Source organism: Mucilaginibacter oryzae (assembly GCF_003148845.1).
GTDB lineage: Bacteria > Bacteroidota > Bacteroidia > Sphingobacteriales > Sphingobacteriaceae > Mucilaginibacter > Mucilaginibacter oryzae.
Genome location: NZ_QGHA01000001.1, coordinates 1,202,584 through 1,219,161 on the forward strand (window position 1 = coordinate 1,202,584; position 16,578 = coordinate 1,219,161).

General features: G+C 44.8%; 16 protein-coding genes. 13 read left to right on the plus strand and 3 right to left on the minus strand.

Annotated features, from left to right (window positions below; all coding sequences use genetic code 11):
- Positions 1–420: 420 nt before the first annotated feature.
- The 3 genes from fabG (at position 421) to LX99_RS05255 (ending at position 3,843) form a co-directional block, all read left to right on the plus strand.
- Complete coding sequence (fabG, locus tag LX99_RS05245; protein WP_022832262.1) at positions 421–1,164, plus strand: 3-oxoacyl-[acyl-carrier-protein] reductase; 744 nt, start codon at positions 421–423, stop codon at positions 1,162–1,164.
- Between the two features lie 63 nt (positions 1,165–1,227).
- A complete protein-coding gene (locus LX99_RS05250) occupies positions 1,228–1,668 on the plus strand; it encodes an energy transducer TonB (protein WP_109606872.1) in 441 nt (146 codons plus the stop codon).
- A gap of 93 nt (positions 1,669–1,761) precedes the next feature.
- Entirely contained in the window at positions 1,762–3,843 is a 2,082-nt protein-coding gene (locus LX99_RS05255; RefSeq protein ID WP_146203066.1) for a hypothetical protein, read from the plus strand.
- 164 nt (positions 3,844–4,007) lie between these two features.
- Here the strand turns inward: LX99_RS05255 and LX99_RS05260 are convergent, their stop codons facing one another.
- Positions 4,008–5,027: a hypothetical protein gene (locus tag LX99_RS05260; RefSeq protein ID WP_109606874.1), complete on the minus strand. Its 1,020-nt coding sequence runs from the start codon at positions 5,025–5,027 to the stop codon at positions 4,008–4,010.
- A gap of 73 nt (positions 5,028–5,100) precedes the next feature.
- On the opposite strand from LX99_RS05260, the gene LX99_RS05265 reads away from it, so the two are divergent.
- The 3 genes from LX99_RS05265 to LX99_RS05275 all read left to right on the plus strand — a co-directional run bounded on the left by LX99_RS05265 (position 5,101) and on the right by LX99_RS05275 (position 6,723).
- Entirely contained in the window at positions 5,101–5,679 is a 579-nt protein-coding gene (locus LX99_RS05265) for a thymidine kinase (protein ID WP_109606875.1), read from the plus strand.
- Between the two features lie 121 nt (positions 5,680–5,800).
- Positions 5,801–6,169, plus strand: coding sequence for a response regulator (locus LX99_RS05270; RefSeq protein ID WP_109606876.1), 369 nt, complete (start codon positions 5,801–5,803; stop codon positions 6,167–6,169).
- A gap of 269 nt (positions 6,170–6,438) precedes the next feature.
- On the plus strand, positions 6,439–6,723 hold the full coding sequence (locus tag LX99_RS05275) for a hypothetical protein (RefSeq protein ID WP_109606877.1): 285 nt from the start codon (positions 6,439–6,441) through the stop codon (positions 6,721–6,723).
- A 49-nt stretch (positions 6,724–6,772) separates the two neighbouring features.
- Here the strand turns inward: LX99_RS05275 and LX99_RS05280 are convergent, their stop codons facing one another.
- Both LX99_RS05280 and LX99_RS05285 read right to left on the minus strand, forming a co-directional pair.
- A complete protein-coding gene (locus LX99_RS05280) occupies positions 6,773–8,956 on the minus strand; it encodes a TonB-dependent receptor family protein (RefSeq protein ID WP_109606878.1) in 2,184 nt (727 codons plus the stop codon).
- A 131-nt stretch (positions 8,957–9,087) separates the two neighbouring features.
- Positions 9,088–9,642 (minus strand): hypothetical protein, encoded by a 555-nt coding sequence (locus LX99_RS05285; protein WP_109606879.1) that lies wholly within the window; start codon positions 9,640–9,642, stop codon positions 9,088–9,090.
- A 441-nt stretch (positions 9,643–10,083) separates the two neighbouring features.
- Here LX99_RS05285 and LX99_RS05290 point away from each other — a divergent pair, with 441 nt between their 5' ends.
- The 7 genes from LX99_RS05290 (at position 10,084) to LX99_RS05320 (ending at position 16,412) form a co-directional block, all read left to right on the plus strand.
- A complete protein-coding gene (locus tag LX99_RS05290; protein ID WP_109606880.1) occupies positions 10,084–10,410 on the plus strand; it encodes a DUF6686 family protein in 327 nt (108 codons plus the stop codon).
- Positions 10,411–10,457: 47 nt separating this feature from the next.
- Positions 10,458–11,309 carry a helix-turn-helix domain-containing protein gene (locus LX99_RS05295; protein WP_109606881.1) on the plus strand — a complete coding sequence of 284 codons (852 nt, stop codon included), beginning with the start codon at positions 10,458–10,460 and terminating at the stop codon, positions 11,307–11,309.
- A gap of 76 nt (positions 11,310–11,385) precedes the next feature.
- Complete coding sequence (locus LX99_RS05300) at positions 11,386–12,099, plus strand: siderophore-interacting protein (RefSeq protein ID WP_109606882.1); 714 nt, start codon at positions 11,386–11,388, stop codon at positions 12,097–12,099.
- 942 nt (positions 12,100–13,041) lie between these two features.
- Positions 13,042–13,251: a hypervirulence associated TUDOR domain-containing protein gene (locus LX99_RS05305; protein ID WP_109606883.1), complete on the plus strand. Its 210-nt coding sequence runs from the start codon at positions 13,042–13,044 to the stop codon at positions 13,249–13,251.
- Between the two features lie 296 nt (positions 13,252–13,547).
- A complete protein-coding gene (locus tag LX99_RS05310; RefSeq protein WP_022833427.1) occupies positions 13,548–14,312 on the plus strand; it encodes an ABC transporter ATP-binding protein in 765 nt (254 codons plus the stop codon).
- Between the two features lie 117 nt (positions 14,313–14,429).
- Positions 14,430–15,554 (plus strand): ABC transporter permease, encoded by a 1,125-nt coding sequence (locus LX99_RS05315; protein WP_109606884.1) that lies wholly within the window; start codon positions 14,430–14,432, stop codon positions 15,552–15,554.
- A 135-nt stretch (positions 15,555–15,689) separates the two neighbouring features.
- Positions 15,690–16,412: a DUF2490 domain-containing protein gene (locus LX99_RS05320; protein ID WP_109606885.1), complete on the plus strand. Its 723-nt coding sequence runs from the start codon at positions 15,690–15,692 to the stop codon at positions 16,410–16,412.
- Positions 16,413–16,578: the final 166 nt, after the last annotated feature.

The window sequence follows — 16,578 nt, forward strand, 5'->3', positions numbered from 1 at the left end:
GTAAAAGGAGAAAGGCTAAAGGCAAAAGGTATTTTATGCTGAAGATATGTTTATAGCCTGCTTGATTATTCACGGTACCTGTTATTTGTTATTGCCGGTTTATCAAAAGTAACTAATAATAATCGAAAGTCTTAAGTCGGAAGTTGGAAGTCAGGGCAGTCGCTAAAAAAAGAGTTACCATTACCAAAGCGGAAAGGCCTCACCCCGGCCATTTGTTTCTTAAAGTCCTCTCCTTTGGAGAGGATTTAGGTGAGGCTTTGGCATGACTTTTAAAAGCGATTGCTGGTCTTCAGTCAAAAGTTCCGGTTGTTCTGATGATGCGACTAACTTCTGACTTGAGACTTCCGACTTAAGACTTTGAACTTTAGACTTTCCAACTAAATCCCTAACTTCACCGCCCTGAAATCATATACTTTAATTATGAAATTATTAGAAGGAAAAACCGCGTTGGTTACCGGCGCGTCAAAAGGAATAGGCCGAAAAATTGCCGAAAAATTTGCCGAGCATGGCGCTAACGTTGCTTTTACTTATTTATCATCGGTAGAGAAAGGCCAGGCGCTTGAACAGGAATTACAAAGCTTTGGTACCAAAATTAAAGGCTACCGTTCTGACGCTTCGAAATTTGACGAGGCCGATAAACTGATCAATGATATTGTTGCGGATTTTGGCACTATCGATATCGTGGTGAACAATGCCGGTATTACCAAAGACGGCCTGCTGATGCGCATGACCGAGGAGCAATGGGACGAAGTGCTTGATGTAAACCTGAAATCGATATTCAACGTTACCAAAGCCGCTTCTAAAATTATGATGAAGAACCGTAAAGGGGTATTTATTAACATGAGTTCGGTAGTAGGTGTGCAGGGTAATGCAGGTCAGGCTAATTATGCCGCTTCAAAAGCCGGGATCATCGGTTTCTCTAAATCGGTAGCAAAAGAGTTGGGGTCGCGTAATATCCGTACCAACGTGGTTGCCCCGGGCTTTATCCGTACCGAAATGACCGAAGTGCTCGACCCGAAAGTGGTTGAGGGCTGGGCAGCGGGCATCCCCCTTAAACGTGCCGGCGAAGTTGAAGACGTGGCCAATGCCTGCGTATTCCTGGCTTCGGATATGGCAGCTTATATTACCGGCCAGGTTATCCCGGTTGATGGCGGTATGTTGTAAAAATTTTCTTCTGATGTCAATGCCGGTTAATACCGGCATTGACATTTATACCTAAACCTTGATATGAGTGCCTGCAAATGTATTTTTCTTACTTTATGTGCCTGGTGTTTAGCTTATCAAGTCAGCTCAGCTCAAAATAACAAGCATTCATGCATAGGTAAAACAGATTCCATTTTACATAAGTTTGTTTACACTTCTGTTGATCAAATGCCTGAGCCTGAAGGAGGATTTGAGAAATTAATTACTTTTCTGTTAAAAAACATTAAAGTCCCGGCTAATTCTAAGGAATATTTAGGAACGGTCATAGTCAGTTTTATTGTAGAAGCAAACGGTAAATTAAATCGGCTAAGAATCCTGCGTGATGCATCTCCTAATCATAAAATGGGCAAGCAATTTTTCAAACTCGCTAAAACGGTTAAATGGAAATCGGGTTTGTGCAATGGTGTCGCGGTTCCTGTCGTTTATTCGATTCCATTAAGATTTGAGCCATCGCTAACCGAATAAAAACTTATTCCCCTCTTCTCACAATAATTTCGCATTTTGCAGTTAATGTTACCGGGCCTGGTTGTCGGCGCCCCAATCATACTATAGCTACAAATGTTTTCACTTACATGGGGTTCTGTTTCGGGATGGTGGACACCGGTTTGCCTGTTATCAGGTTTGGCCTATGCCTGGCTCATGTACCGCCAACCTGTGGGAATAAGCCGTAATTTACGTTACGGTTTAGCGGCACTTCGCGCTTTAGCGGTTTTCTTCATCGCTTTTTTATTAGTCTCCCCGCTTGTTAAGTCGGTTAAATATGAGCCTCAAAAACCCCTGGTGCTCATCGCCCAGGATAATTCTTCATCCGTTAATACCTTTAAACCGGCAGGTTTCAATTCACCGGGTTTTATTGATGAGCTTACCCGGCTGAAAGAACAGTTGGGCGATCAGTACGATGTGCGCGAATTTAACTTCGATAAAGATTTGCACCGCGGCTTATCCAAAAGTTTTAACGGTAAACAAACCAATATAGCAGGCGCGCTTCGCCAGTTAAATAACGGGTTCGCCAACCAAAACATCGGCGCGCTGGTGCTGGCTACCGATGGTTTATACAACCAGGGTAACGACCCGCAATATGAAGCCAAAAACATCAAAACCAGTATTTATACCGTTGCCCTTGGCGATACCACGGCCAAACGCGATCTGCTTATCGGCAATGTCAATTACAATAAAACCGCTTTTTTAGGGAACGACTTTGTAATTGAGATACTGGCGGCCGCCTACCAAAGCGAGGGCGAAAACATGGCGCTTTCCATTGCCGAAGATGGCAAACAGGTATACCAACAAAACATCCGGGTTACGGCAAGCGATTTTAAAAAGGTGATCCCTGTAAAATTAAATGCTGCCAGAAAAGGGTTACGAAAATATACCATCAGCATAGCGCCGGTAAAAAACGAGCTTTCAACCCAAAACAATACCGAAACCATTTATGTAGAAGTGCTTGATGCGCGTCAAAAGGTTTTACTGCTTTATAATGGTCCGCACCCGGATATCACAGTTATAAAAAAAGCCATCGAAACCAATAAAAACTACGAAGTTAAAGCGGCCTCAATTAGCTCCGCTGCAGATATCAAACCGGCAGATTACAGCCTGGTTATTCTTTACCAGGTAAGCGCGGCCGATTACCCACCTGTAAAAAGTTACATCAGCAAAAGCAAAACGCCTGTATGGTACATCATCGGTTCGCAAAGTAATTTACAGGCTGTAAATAATGAACAGGGCGTCGTGAAGATCAGCGCCGGGCATGCTGAAACCCAGGAAGTGCTGGCTTTACCCGCTAATGATTTTACAGCCTTTAACCTTTCGGATTCTGCAAAAAGAAAGATCGCCGTGTTGCCGCCCCTGTTAGCTCCGTTTGGCAGTTACGGCACATCAACCGGCGCTACTGTTTTATTAAGGCAAAAAATAGGCGCCGTGGCTACAACTTATCCTTTACTGGCTTTTGGGGATGAGGCCGGTCGGCGTGTGGCCGTATTAACCGGCGAAGGTATTTGGCGCTGGCAGCTATCGCAGTATCAAAACTACGAGAACCAAAATGCTACCGACGAATTATTTAGCCAAACCGTACAATATTTAACGGCTAATTCCAACCGCAGGCGTTTCAGGGTTTATGCTGCCCGTAACGTGTTTGATGAAGGGGAAAATGTGATATTAAACGCAGAGCTATATAACGATGCGCTTGAACTGATCAATACGCCGGACGTGAAGATTGAACTGAAAAACGCTGCAGGCAAAAATTACAGTTACCTGTTTACCCGCACCGGCCAAAGCTACCAGTTAGATGCCGGCCCGCTGCCGGTAGGCGAATACACCTATAACGCCTCCACCCAAAACGGCAGGCAGGATTTTAAAGCAAGCGGGCAATTCACCATTAAACCTTTAAACCTCGAGGCCCGCCAAAGCGCAGCCAACCATGTGCTGTTAAACACCCTTGCCAGGCAAAGCGGCGGACAAATGCTCAAACCCGCTGATATAGGCAAACTGGCTGATCTGATCCGTAAAAATGATAATGTTAAAACTGTGGTTTATGAAGATAAACATTACAGCGATCTGGTGGATATAAAATGGCTCTTCGGCCTGATCTTGTCACTTTTATCAGCCGAGTGGTTTTTAAGGAAACGTGAAGGGGAACTTTAGCCTGCAGAATTGGGATAATAAGAGATAGCAGGTGAAGTCAAAGACACTTCAACACGGATATAGCCTAAATGCCCCATACTCCCAGATGCAGGAAATAAAAAATCTGAACCCTTTATATGGGTTACTATATCAGCAGCGGTACCGGGAGATCACGCGCCCGGATATCAGCTAACAGGATATCTCCTCTTTAACAAGGCGTAAAACTTCGCGGTGGTAGTGGGTTTACTTTCCCAGTTATTTTTAACAACGTAATTGGTTTTCAGGAAACGCTCAGCCTCCTCGAAGGTATTAAACCGGTTTACTATTTCAATGGCTTCGCTGTAGGCCAGGCTGTAACCGTTAAACAGATCTTTAATGTAAAGCAATTTATCGTTCAGGTTAATGGCCGATTTCAGATCAGTAACAGGAAGTTCGGCAGGCGTGTTTGCAGCCGCGGTTTTCTCTGCCTTCTGCGCCATCATCTTCTGGTTAAAGGTTAGTACCTGCTGCCCTTCGGTATCTGCTTTTGCTATAACCGGCTGCTGCACTTCGGGCTTTTTAATTTCGGGCTCAATTGTAGTTTCAGCTGCAACCGGAGCCGGTTCCGGCGCGTTTTCAGTTACGGTGTCGTCTAAAGTATCGGCTTCGTTTAAATCAAGCTCAAAGCTTTTGCTTTCCGGTATTTCCCGCTGAAAGGAATAACTGTCTTTTTCACTTGCCGTGGCCAGGTCTATCTGAGGTTCGGGCGCCGTTTTCTGCTCAGGTTCGGCGGGCACCAGATCAATAACCGGGGTGTTGAAAGGCGCAGGCGCTACGGGCACCGGATCTTTGGTTATCTCAATTTTATTAACGGGAACCGGGATGTGCTGCTGCACTACCGGCTCAAAAAAACGCTGCTCGTGCAGGGCTTCGGTTTTGAGTGGCGGCGGCGGTACGGGCCTGGGTGTTACTTCCGGTTGCGGCGGCTCTGGTTTGGGCTGCTCAACCGCGGCTTGTGGTTTTTCGGCAGGTTCGGCAGGTGCTGCCGCACGCTCGTTAATACGGCGCAGTATTTCGGCATGGTCTTTTAAAAAATGGGCGTTAGCTACAAAAAGCTCCAGTTCAAGCTCATTCAGTTCGCCGGGATCGGCTGCGAGGTAGTCATATTGATCATTAAGCTCTTTTAAAATCCCACCTATCTTTTTAAATACATCCAATTGCTTCATGGCCCCAATGTTACTAAAATGCTTCTCAAAAGTAGGATTAAATTCTGATATTTGCCGACTATAAAAGGCATAAATGGTATATCACGAAGAGGTTTTCAGGCGTAAAAGCGAGTTTGGCGGCAGCATCGAAGTTATTTGCGGATCAATGTTTTCGGGCAAAACCGAAGAGCTGATCAGGCGCCTCAGCCGTGCCCGCATAGCCAAACTTAAGGTGGAAATTTTTAGCCCCAAGGCCGATACGCGTTACGGTGAAGAAGCCATCATATCACACAATGCCAATAAAATAACTTCTACCCCGGTTGACAGTGCCGCGGCCATTTTACTGTTAGCCAGCGATGCCCATGTAATAGGTGTTGATGAGGCCCAGTTTTTTGACGAAGGGCTGCCCGAGGTTTGTACCCTACTGGCCAACCGCGGCATCCGTGTAATTGTTGCCGGTTTGGATATGGATTTTAAGGGCCGCCCCTTTGGCCCCATGCCCGCCATTATGGCCATTGCCGAATCGGTTACCAAGCTGCAGGCCGTTTGTGTACGGTGCGGCAACTCCGCGCTTTATTCGTACCGGCTGGTACCCGACGAAGCGAAGATTTTGCTGGGCGAAAAAGAGAGCTACGAGCCCCGTTGCAGGGTTTGCTACAACAGCAAAGCTTAACCGGCTCCGGCAACTAATATTTTTTTATTTATTACGATACTAAAACAAATACCCGGTATTTGATTGTTATAACTACAAAAAACGGCGCGTAATAGCCCCGCTCAACAAGCATATATCAATCATGGCCAAAAAGGTTTTAGTAATAGAAGACGATAAGGACATTCGCGATACCGTAGTGTATGTATTGGAAGAAGAGGGTTATGAAGTGATCCAGTCTGACAATTCGCGCATATTACGCACATTGGCCACCTTACAGCCCGACCTGATATTGCTTGATAACTGGCTAACCGACTGGAGCAGCGATGCCAACGGACAGCAGTTAAGCAAAACTATAAAAGACGATCCGGCTACAAGTGATATCCCCGTTGTAATAATTTCGGCGGTGAGCAATATCAAGGAGGTTGCCAAAGCGGGCAATGCCGATGGTTACCTGGCCAAACCTTTCGACCTCACTTCATTATCAGAAACAGTAAAGAAGTTCATCAGGTAAAAAGCCTTATCATACCAACTACGTAAAACGGCTTCTCCATTACCCGGGGAAGCCGTTTTTTTGTATGGCTGCACTTTTAAATCGCTGCGCTTGTTACCCCTCTCTACTCCGCCCACACTACAATCTAAGTGATATGATTTAAGAACACCCAGGATTATAAAAATGTCTTTCATCTATAAAAGAGGATATTTATTAGTATTCCAAGAGGACGCAGGCCAATTTCATATTGCTTTTTTTATAAATTCGATACCTGTATTATTCATAATAGGATGAAAAAGTATTTAGGATATGGTATAGTAGCATTTTTTTTTATTTATGTGCTTTTTGAGTTTTATACTGCACATGGGAACATAAACTCTCAGTTTATCGGCATTGTGCAAAAAGTCTCAAAAAAGCCTTTCTCTTCAAGTCAGATAATCACTGTAAATGATAAAGATTATGACTTGGAATATATCAGATGGTACGATGATGCAGCAATAGTAGCGGTTGGCGATAGCGTAGTTAAAGAGAAAGGAACCCAAATGATGTCTTTGTTTAAAAAAGGAAATAAATAGATACCGAATACAGGCATTACCCTACCCGGTATCTATTTTTAGAGAAACCTTATATCCTCAGCCCAAAACCAACATTAAATGTACTTCCGTCGGCAGGTAAAATACCCGGACCGGGATACATGTTAATACGGCGTGTAAAATATTTAGCGTTAAAAATATTGTTCACGTTTGCTGTAAAATGATAGTTTTTCAGAAAGTTATAATTAAACGCCCAGTCAAATAAATGATAGGCCGGTACCACACCTGTAGCGCCCGTAGGGTTTAACAACGTGTTATTAGCATCGCTAAAGCTTTTGCCAACATAGCTATATTGCAACGTGCTGCTTACATGGCCACTTAAAAAGGTTAAGCCCGCGCGGTCAATCCAATCAGGAGTACCCTCTAAATGGTTACCTACCAGGCTCACATTTTTACCGTTTTGGCTGATAGAACCAGTAGTATAACGGGCATGAGTGTAGGATAGGGAGTTGAATAACCTCAAATCGCCGGTGGCGGTTTTATTAAACGAACGGATAAGCGATACCTCGGTGTAGGCCTCAATGCCCTTAGCCTCACCATCGCCAATATTGGTTAGGTACAGGTGGTTTACGTTGTTGGCATCTATTTGGGTTAATGTACCCGCACGGTTGCCGTAAAAAACATAAAACGCGCTCAAGTCAAAGCTAAACACGGTGCTGAAATGCCCGCGGTATCCCAAATCGGCGCTGTAACCCTTGCTGTCTTTAATATGAGGGTCAATGATGGTCAGCTGATCGGCAGGGGTAACTGCCGCGTAAAGGAACGGGCGGTATGCCTGCGATATATTGCCGTAAAGCTGGTTGCCGTTATTAAACTGGTATTGCAAACCTGTACCGAACAGCGGAAAGTTACGATCATTTTTATAGCTTACCGGCACGGTGCGGTTCACGATAACGCCCGACGTAGTAGTACGGATATCCTCAAACCGTACGCCCGGTGTAACGGTAAAGCCATGTGTAACCTGGAACATATTTTCGGCAAAGGCAGCATAATTAAGGGTGTGCAAGCTCAGGTCGATACCATAATCTTTAACCAGGCTCAAATCAAAATCAGATGCCGCGGTGCCAACACCCTTTTGCTTACGCCGGGTAGTTTGCTCAAAATACCTTAGCCCGGCGGTGAACGAGCTGTTCAGGTTACCTAATTTATATAGGTGCAACAACCTTGCTTCGGTAGTAAAGCCGCGGTAGTAATCCCTGTCAACCTGGCGGGGGTTAAAGGTTTTCAGGCTTGTATTGACCGTATCGGGGATATTGGCCGTATTAATAAACTGCACGCTGTTACGCTGGCCCGATAATAAATGCGATACAATTTCAACTGTGGTATTTTTATCAAACAGGTAGTTGAACAACAACGCCGGGATATTAATTTCGGGGTTAAAAAAGTTACGCGTACGCGTGGCCTGGCGGTTGTTGGCATCAAATTGAGCATCGGTTAAACCGCCTGCTATCTGCTGCCGGTAATCCGACCTTGAAAACTGAAACGCGATGCTGCCTTTATTATTAAACCGGTATTTGATATTGGCATAGTAAGCCCTCGAGTTGAAAGCCGCGTCGGGCCGCCAGCCATCACCGGTGCGGGCGCTGTAATAAGCATAATAGCTTACTTTACCTACCTTACCGCCAATGGCATTGTACGAGTTGAAAAAACGGTTTGAACCCGCAGATTGCTCACTCTCAAAGCCAAAAACCTTGGTGCTGTCACCCTCTTTAATTTTAAAATTGAGCATGCCGCCAAACTGGCTGCCAAACTGTAACGCCGCCGAGCCACGAACAATCTGGATTTCACTTACCGCCTGGAAAGGTACATTGTAATGATTTTCGGGGTAACCGGCCATGTCCGAGTTGGTGTTGTAACCGTTTTGGCGGATATTAGTTTCGATAGAGCGGTGCGTATCAGTGCCACGTGTACCAATGTTAAGCTGCAAACCCGCGCCATCCATTTCCCAAACGTTAACGCCCGGTACTTTGGCAAAAGCCATGCGGGCATTGTTATTGGCTAAGTTGGCCTTACCGGCATCAAAAAACAAATCAAATGTTTTTTTTCCGGCAAAAATGTTGGTACCCGATATATTTGGCAGGTGCCTGGTGCGGCTTTCGCGAATGATAACGCTATCTAATTGTAAGGTATCTTTTACGCTTTTATGCTGCGCGGCGGCCTTACCCGCGCAACAAACAAACAGCGCAGGCAATAAAATTTTATAAAAAGTATTCATTTATTCAAATTAAAAAAACAGGAAATGCTGTTGTAACCGCCATAGTAACACTGCCGTGCACGCAAAACGGCATAAGGCAATACTTGCTTAGGCCGGTAAACAAAACAGGTTTAAAAATCAAAAAAAAGAGGTTATGCAAGCGGGGCTTCAGGTGGCTGACCGCCAACAGGTACTACAGGATCGGGTATGCTGATATTAATGAACGTGCCTGGCTGTTGAATAAGCTCATCGGGCTTTGTAAATGAGAAGGTAATTTCCGGGCAATTGTATTTAGCATCGCTCCCGAGTTTTTTGTCTGTCGATTCATGCATCCTCTTACTTACCGGGGCTTTATCTAAATTTTTGGCACAAATAATATTTTGATTGAGGAGCCTGGTTGTTTCATAGTTCGGGATACATTGCAGGTAAAGCGTATCGCGGGTAACCCTCATTTTTACATAATTGTAAGATGTGCCATTAAGCTGTACCTGACCCGAAATATGCTCATATCCGGGCCAATTATGAATACCGGGAAGGTTTTGCGCTATTTTTATCTCAATCAGTTCGCGGCTGTCATACTTACCGCTGCTTATTTGCCGGGCAATTACGCCAATTGACCGATTAGCAAAATATTGATTAAGCATCATATAACCCAACAGGTTAAGCAGGTGCGTAGTAAGCATCAATATAGCAAAAAGCTTTTTCAATCAATAATTACGCTGGGTAAAGGCAATGCTACATAAAATTTATGAAAAATAATCATAGTGTTAAAAACATTAAATAAAGATTATTAATCCTGGATAAATCCTGTAGAATAGTAGTGCAACGATGGCTGAATGATTGCTAACGCTGATATTATGCTATTAATGAGCATTTAATGCAGGGTATGATTGATCAGACTCTAATAGACAGCTTTAATCAATTGGCTACAAATCTTTTTTATTTTTATTTGGATTTATTCTAAATAAGGTATTTCTTTGTTGAGTTATTTATCTGATTGAATTTGATGCGCGGGTGTAAAAACAGCATGATGGAAGTTATTGCGCTTGTATGCATCATTAAAATATAAAGTCCTGTTCTGTGGTGGTGCAGTTCGAAGCCGGATTACACCAGTAACAGAGCAGGCACTAACTAACAAAAACCGGTTTATGTGCGAAACGAAGATACTTAGTAAAAAAGGCGCTGCAGTGATAAGCAGGTGTGCCGAATGCCGTTGTATATTTATATGGCACCATAACCTCATCCTAAGTTTTACGCCGGGCCAGTTTATCCAGTTTAAAAACTTCACGGTCGATCTTGAATTTGGTGATCATTCGTTTCCTTTTCCCGACGGACAGGAACGCGTGGTAATGCGTACCCCGGTTAACGATATCCAGCTTACCTTTACCAGCGATGAATGGGACGATTTTCATGCCGCCATGGACGAAGCGGCCTACATGTACGAAATTTACATGCTGGTTGACGGCGACCGTTAATTTTAGCTACCGGTTAAGATTTATCACCACAACAAAAAATACCCCTGATGAAAGATATCCCCGTACATCAATTAATTGAACGCTCAAGCTCGGGCCTTGAAATCAGCTACTTTACCCTCGGCGACCGGCCTAAAGAGAAAGAGCCGCTGGGTGCGCACCGCGACGATCATTACCTGTTTTTTTTGGTTGAAGCGGGGTCGGCCTCATTGATGATAGATTTTCACGAAATCCGGTTCAGCGAAGGATCCTTATACTATATTTTGCCGGGCCAGGTACACCACCGTATCCGCAATGAGGTTGCCGGCGGCTGGTTTGTAGCGTTAGATACCCAGCACATTCCGCCTGGCTATCGCGCCGTATTTGAGAACCAGTTGTTACTGCAGCAACCCTGCCAGCTAAGCAACTGCGAATTGAACCAGTACCAACAACTGCTCCACCTGATTAGTGAAAAGCATGCCGAAAGCACGCAGAACCCATTTTATGCGCCAGTTTTGCAATCGCTGCTACAATCGTTCACCGGCATGGTGGCTGCCAACTTCAGCAAGGTACACAACCCCGAAATGCAGTTGTCGCGCCCCGGGCAAATCTCGCTGATGTTTAAAAAATTGCTGATGGAGCAGGTGCGTGTTATCAAAAGCCCCTCCGCCTACGCGGCGCTACTCAATGTATCAGAAACGTACCTGAACGAGGTTTTGAAAAAGACCACGGGTTTCCCCGTGAGCTACTGGATTACGCAGGAGGTGATGCTGGAAGCCAAGCGGCTTTTGTTTTACAGCGATTTAAATGTAAAGGAAATTGCCCACACGCTGGGTTATGATGACCATACTTATTTTTCGAGGTTGTTTAAAAAGTCGGCGGCTGTAACGCCTTTAACATTCAGAGATAACAGCCGTAAATAATCCAACCATTACCGCAATCAATCTATTTCAGCACAGCTATATACACCGTTTCTTTGTAATATAAATTTAATATTACATGGAAACATCCACTTTAAATAAACTGAAAAGAAGGGCTGGTAACCTGTTGGAAAACCAGATTTTGCAAAGCGGCCGTGTGCTGGAAGTAAGGCGATGGCAGCCATCAACCATGATAGAAGTTGATTTGCACCTGCCGCAGGCTAATATGCACACCTGGCATGAAGTGCCTTATATCAAGGTGAAGGTTGATAACTTTACCTATCGCGATTATACCCCTGCCGGCTGGGATGCCGATACCAGTACCTGCACACTTTATATCGACGCCGCACACAAAGGCCCCGGCAGCCAATGGGCCAGGCAACTTAAAACCGGCGATACGATGCGCTATATAAAAATCGGTTCTACCCGGCATGTCCCGGCAAGCACACCCGCCATTATAGGCCTTGGCGACGAAAGCAGTATGGGGCATTTGCTGGCCCTGCAACAAATGGTATTACCGTTAACGCGTTTTTCGGGCGCCATTATTATGGCTAACGATGACCACCGGGAATTATTCGGTCAGTATTTTAAATCGCCCATAAAACCCATCGACCGCAGGGATGCTTTTGGTCATCACAGCCTCATCCGCTGGGTGATGGAACAACACTACAACCTTGAACATTCGGTATTTTACCTTGCCGGTAACCATACCATGGTTAGCGAGTTGCGTAAGCTGTTAAAACTACAGGGCTATAGCTCAAACCAGATCAGGGCGCAGGGCTTTTGGTCATGACTAAAACTTTGACAACGCTAATTCATCCTAAAGGGGCCGGTTTTATTTGCGCTATTGGGAGCCTTCCCTGCCCGGATATAGCCGTCAACTTAAGCAAAAAACGACGGCATTGTGCGATTCCCCTCTTGAGAGCATAGCCGTTAACTTAAGCTGCCGTATGCAAATTTTCCAATGCGCCGTTAGGCGCTACCCGTTTGTAGGATAAATATAAAAGGGCATTTTGCCTCGTAGAGGCTACCCCCTATAAACCATGCCTATAAATGTCCTAAAGAGGGGTAGCCTCTACGAGGCAAAAGACTGTCTGCCTGTATCTTCTACAAACAGGTATCCCCCGCGGGGAATCTAAGCACAGTAGTTCATAGGGCATGAATCATACCTTTCTCCTCAACTTTTGAATGGCTTTTGTCCTTAAGTTAACGGCTATGCTCTTAAGAGGGTGTGTTATTCTGCGCGAGGCCTATCGCTCGCATCCCCCCCTGCTTTCGCCTTTTTCCGTCGCACCTATTCTCGAGGGGGATTTTAAAAGCTTGATTCCTTAATTTAACGGCGCGCCGCGCCGAGGCAACATTTGGACGGACTTTCACCTCATCTTACCCCCATACTAAAAAACTTTACCGATACTTCCCCGTTTCCAACAGCATTTCTCCGATGTTTTAACCCCGTTTACCGGAAGTTGGAGCCCGTTTACCTAATAACCCTAACGGCAGGGTGCTATTTGTATGCAATTTTGGATCACTAAACAACAACAATTAAATGCCATGAAAACTTTACTTGCAGTACAAATAATCCATTTGATAGTGAAAGCCGCCGAACACGCGGTAACTATAGCCCACTCAATTGGTCATCTTATTAAATAAGCTCCGGCACCCCCGATGGAGCCGTTATTTCATCTTTGTTAAATCAATAATATCCCCGCAGTGTTATCTGAAAAAGAATGAACATATGAAAAAGGGAGATGAAGTAACCTGGAAATGGGGAAAATCAGAGGCTGAAGGCAAGGTGGTTAAAAAACATACCGAACCGGTAAGCAAAACCATAAAAGGGGCAAAGGTTAAACGCAACGCCGACAAAAATGAGCCGGCTTACGAAATTGAGCAGGATAACGGCAATAAAGTGCTGAAATCAGAAAGCGAGTTAAGCCCCGCCCGCTAACCCCCTAAAGGGAGAATACTTGCGCAAAGTAACTAAGCCCGGAGATTATGCTTCCGGGCTTTTTCATTTCAGCAAAGTTAAACTGAAAACATGTTCAAAACTTAACCCCAATCTTTGCGACTTAGCGCCTTCGCGTGCCCAAACAATCAGAAAGAAAGGCTATCATACTGCGCATTTCCGGGCCTTTTCCTGCTTAAACCGCAACCAGGACAGCCTAAACGTACATTCACCGTAAAAATTATGCAACTCGCCGAAAAACTCATGGTTATTTCATTAACGAAATGCATTTTTACGTTATGGCAAAACAACCCATTATCACTGTAAATAACCTGGTAAAAAATTACGGCGATTTTGCCGCCGTTAAAGGCATCAGTTTTGAAGTTTATGAGGGCGAAATCTTCGGTTTACTTGGCCCTAACGGCGCCGGAAAAACCACCACCCTCGAAATTATCGAAACCCTTCGCGATAAAACCTCGGGCAGCATTATTGTTGATGGTTTTGATATTGAAACAGATGCTAATCAAATAAAAAAACGTATCGGCGTGCAATTGCAGGCAGCCGGGTATTACCCTAACCTTAACCTGTCCGAACTGATCGTACTGTTTTCCGGTCTCTACGGTATTGATAAAACCCCTGCGGAAATGCTGGAGAAAGTGGCGCTGACAGATAAGGCTAAAGCCAAATATAAAGACCTATCGGGCGGTCAGAAACAACGCTTTTCTATCGCTACCACGCTTATCAACAACCCGAGGATAATTTTTTTAGATGAGCCTACAACCGGCCTCGACCCACAGGCCCGCCGTAACCTCTGGGACCTGATCCGTGAGATTCGCGACCAGGGAACAACAGTGGTAATTACCACCCACTATATGGACGAAGCCGAAGTACTGTGCGACCGCGTAGCTTTTGTTGACGGCGGCCATATTATCGGCATCGATACCCCCGATCATTTTATTGACCAACTGGTTGCCTCTGGCTTTGAGCGCAAAAAACAGGTAAAACTGGCCAACCTGGAGGATGTATTTATTAACCTCACCGGAAAGGAATGGCGGGAAGGGTAAGCCCCCGGCCTCCTGAATGGGGAGGGAGTATACAGTTTTTAGTTGCAGTTAGCACGCTGAAAATGTCCCAATGACCTAATGACTCAATGACGCCCAAAGGCAAATGATTTAAACAAAATGAACCCAAAATATAGCAATACAAAAGCAACACTCGCCATTGCCAGAGCCAGTTTCCGGTCGATATTACGCAGCCCCTCGGCGGTTGTGTTTACGCTGGCGTTCCCGTTAATATTCATCATCGTTTTTGCCAATATTGGCGGCGGCGGTATGAAAATAGATGTCGGGGTAGCCAAGGGTAGCGATACCTCATCAAAAAACCCGGTTTACATGGCCCTGAAAAAAAACAAGATCATGAACCTCATCACCGATCAAACGGCTGATGAGATGAGCAAAAACCTGGCTAAGGGTAATATCGACGCCATTCTTGACCTGAAACCATTTGCGCCGCCCGCTGCCATGACCGTGCATGTACAATACAGCGAGGCTTCGGGCGATAAGGGCAGTGTATTAAAATCGGCCCTGAATAATATTTTTTACAGGATCCAATCAGAAGAACTTGCCCGGATCCAATCTTACACCAACACGCAAATACCTAAAATAATCGACCTGAAGGAAGAAACCATCAGCGGCAGGCCTTACAAATACATCGATTTCATATTGCCCGGCCAGTTGGGCTTTTCGTTATTAAGCAGCGGCGTTTTTGGTACCGCCTTCGTATTTCTGAGCCTGCGTTTAACCCTGGTTATCAAGCGATTTTTCGCTACACCCGTAAAACGCTACAGCATTGTTTTGGGCGAGGCTATTGCAAGGCTTACTTTTTCATTACTGGGCGCGCTGTTTATCATTTTAGTTGGCCATTACTTGTTTGGCTTTACGCTGATACACGGGGTAACTACCGTGTTGAATATGCTGGTGCTCTCGGCTATCGGGTTAATTATATTTATGGGCTTCGGCTTTACCATATCGGGCCTGGCTAAAAACGAGAGCTCGGTTCCGCCGCTTTCAAATATCATTACCCTGCCGCAATTTTTGTTGTCGGGTACTTTCTTTTCTATAACGGCTTTCCCTAAATGGTTACAATATATCAGCAGGGTTTTACCCTTAACGCACTTAAACGATGCCATGCGCAAAGTAGCCTTTGAAGGGGCCGGCCTCGGTGATGTAACGCACCAGTTACTGATACTTTTAGCCTGGTTTATTGGCGTATACGCTGTTGCCGTTAAAACCTTTAAGTGGGAATAGCGTATTGATTTCGGATATCGGATGTTCGGTTTCGGATTTATTTTTTTATTGATTATCGTCACAACATATCAATGATTTCATTTTAAATTAATGTTAATAAAATGCAATTTTGCAACTTATTAACATTAATTTAAAGTGTCCAGATTTTTACGTTCCTTATTTCTTTTAGTATTTATTTCATCAGCTGCATGGGCTCAGGATTCGAAAGTAGGCACCTGGGGAATTGCCACAGTGGTTTTACCAGGAGATAGCGCACACAAATGGGGCGGCTACACCGAGTTTCAAACCCGCACCAATAACGTTTTCAGCCAGTTTCAATATTTTGAAATAAAAGGCGGCATAAGCTACGATATCGATAAAAATTTTACCGCGCTGCTGGGCACAGGCCGTTACACCACTTATGATTATATGGACGTAGGCAAAGGCCCAACTATTACCGAAACCCGCTTTTGGGAACAGATTACCAGCAACCAGTTTCTTTACCGTTTAAAGCTGGAACATAGGTACCGGGTTGAACAACGCTGGGTTAACGGCGATTACCGCAACCGTTTCCGGTACAGGCTTAATGTCTTTGTTCCGTTTAACAACACCAAAATAGTAGCCAAAACATGGTTCCTTTCGGTTTTTGATGAGGTTTTCCTAAACAATAAAGTCCCTAATTTTGAGCGTAACCGCGTGTCGGCGGCTTTGGGCTACCAGTTTGATAAATCGTTGATTTTGCAGGCGGGCTGGATCAATCAATACAATTATTCGGCCACCGCCAAAAGCGATAAGAATAATATTATGCTGATCCTGATGTACCGCATCCAGCGCAAAAATGCGATACAGCGCGAGCATGTACCTACAACAAGCGATTAACAGTGGATCGCACCATTTTACTCCCTAAGAACTACTGTGCTTAGATTCCCCGTAGGGGATACCTGTTTGTAGACGAGGCAAAGGGTCCTTTTATCTTTATCCTATAAATGGGTAGCGCCTAACGGCGCATCGAAAAATTTGCATACGGCAGCTTACGTTAACGGCT

Excerpts from the sequence above, each read along its gene's own strand:
- fabG (WP_022832262.1), top strand. The coding sequence starts at position 421 with ATGAAATTATTAGAAGGAAAAACCGCGTTGGTTACCGGCGCGTCAAAA.
- LX99_RS05250 (WP_109606872.1), top strand. The coding sequence starts at position 1,228 with ATGAGTGCCTGCAAATGTATTTTTCTTACTTTATGTGCCTGGTGTTTA.
- LX99_RS05255 (WP_146203066.1), top strand. The coding sequence starts at position 1,762 with ATGTTTTCACTTACATGGGGTTCTGTTTCGGGATGGTGGACACCGGTT.
- LX99_RS05260 (WP_109606874.1), bottom strand. The coding sequence starts at position 5,027 with ATGAAGCAATTGGATGTATTTAAAAAGATAGGTGGGATTTTAAAAGAG.
- LX99_RS05265 (WP_109606875.1), top strand. The coding sequence starts at position 5,101 with ATGGTATATCACGAAGAGGTTTTCAGGCGTAAAAGCGAGTTTGGCGGC.
- LX99_RS05270 (WP_109606876.1), top strand. The coding sequence starts at position 5,801 with ATGGCCAAAAAGGTTTTAGTAATAGAAGACGATAAGGACATTCGCGAT.
- LX99_RS05275 (WP_109606877.1), top strand. The coding sequence starts at position 6,439 with ATGAAAAAGTATTTAGGATATGGTATAGTAGCATTTTTTTTTATTTAT.
- LX99_RS05280 (WP_109606878.1), bottom strand. The coding sequence starts at position 8,956 with ATGAATACTTTTTATAAAATTTTATTGCCTGCGCTGTTTGTTTGTTGC.
- LX99_RS05290 (WP_109606880.1), top strand. The coding sequence starts at position 10,084 with ATGTGCGAAACGAAGATACTTAGTAAAAAAGGCGCTGCAGTGATAAGC.
- LX99_RS05295 (WP_109606881.1), top strand. The coding sequence starts at position 10,458 with ATGAAAGATATCCCCGTACATCAATTAATTGAACGCTCAAGCTCGGGC.
- LX99_RS05300 (WP_109606882.1), top strand. The coding sequence starts at position 11,386 with ATGGAAACATCCACTTTAAATAAACTGAAAAGAAGGGCTGGTAACCTG.
- LX99_RS05305 (WP_109606883.1), top strand. The coding sequence starts at position 13,042 with ATGAAAAAGGGAGATGAAGTAACCTGGAAATGGGGAAAATCAGAGGCT.
- LX99_RS05310 (WP_022833427.1), top strand. The coding sequence starts at position 13,548 with ATGGCAAAACAACCCATTATCACTGTAAATAACCTGGTAAAAAATTAC.
- LX99_RS05315 (WP_109606884.1), top strand. The coding sequence starts at position 14,430 with ATGAACCCAAAATATAGCAATACAAAAGCAACACTCGCCATTGCCAGA.